The organism is Erwinia sp. MYb416 (assembly GCF_037479575.1).
In the GTDB taxonomy this organism is placed as follows: Bacteria; Pseudomonadota; Gammaproteobacteria; order Enterobacterales; family Enterobacteriaceae; genus Erwinia; species Erwinia rhapontici.
In genome coordinates this window covers 1-678 of sequence record NZ_JBBGYT010000157.1, presented here as the reverse complement: position 1 = coordinate 678, position 678 = coordinate 1, and the positions used below count along the sequence as shown (strand labels likewise).

Genomic DNA, 678 nt, shown 5'->3' with positions numbered 1-678 from the left:
CACGTTCTCAGCGGTTTTCCCTTCTTCTGACAGGCGGGAGTTCCACAACTCATAGTTCTGGTCAGCAATGGTCAATTGCCCCTGTGCATCGGCCAGCAACTGTTTGACGGCATCGCTGATGCCTTCGCGGTTAGCATCCAGCGTGTAACGGATACCAGAACGGTTGAGGGTATTACGCGCCTGAATCAGCGCGATCCAGGACTGGTTGAGGGCAGACTGTTGTAGACGAAGCTGTTGGGAGACGGCGAAGTTATTTTTATCACCTTTGAGGGCCTGGAAGAATAAACCGCCAGTGATTAATTGCAATGAACCAAAAAACACCAGAACCAGAATCAGGCTGGTGACGACCTTCATACGCTTAAACATAATGTTCCTTATTAGCCAGTTGACGATGCTGTTATCGGCAGGCGTATTCAGATCTTTATGTCGCGAAATAATCAGAAAACCAGTGACTCATGTGGCTGGAGAGTTATTCATCACGATGAAACAGTTTATTATCGTTGCGGAGATAAACTATTAACATGTTTGGCGCCTTGCATTACGGGTCGATCGAAAAAGACGATCGCCCCCGACGGAGGCTGAACAGGTGGAGGTGAGGAGGTATGTCGCGATGGGGAGTGGCCGACCGTCTGTTTCGGTCGGCCAGCAAGGGCAATCGAAAATCACCCCTGTAAAATC

The 678-nt window shown here is 49.6% G+C and carries 1 protein-coding gene; it reads right to left on the bottom strand.

Annotation, left to right across the window (positions count from 1 at the left end; all coding sequences use genetic code 11):
• Window positions 1-366: Tar ligand binding domain-containing protein (locus WH277_RS01505; protein ID WP_339503969.1), on the bottom strand; the 366-nt coding region annotated here is incomplete at its 3' end.
• Window positions 367-678: the final 312 nt, after the last annotated feature.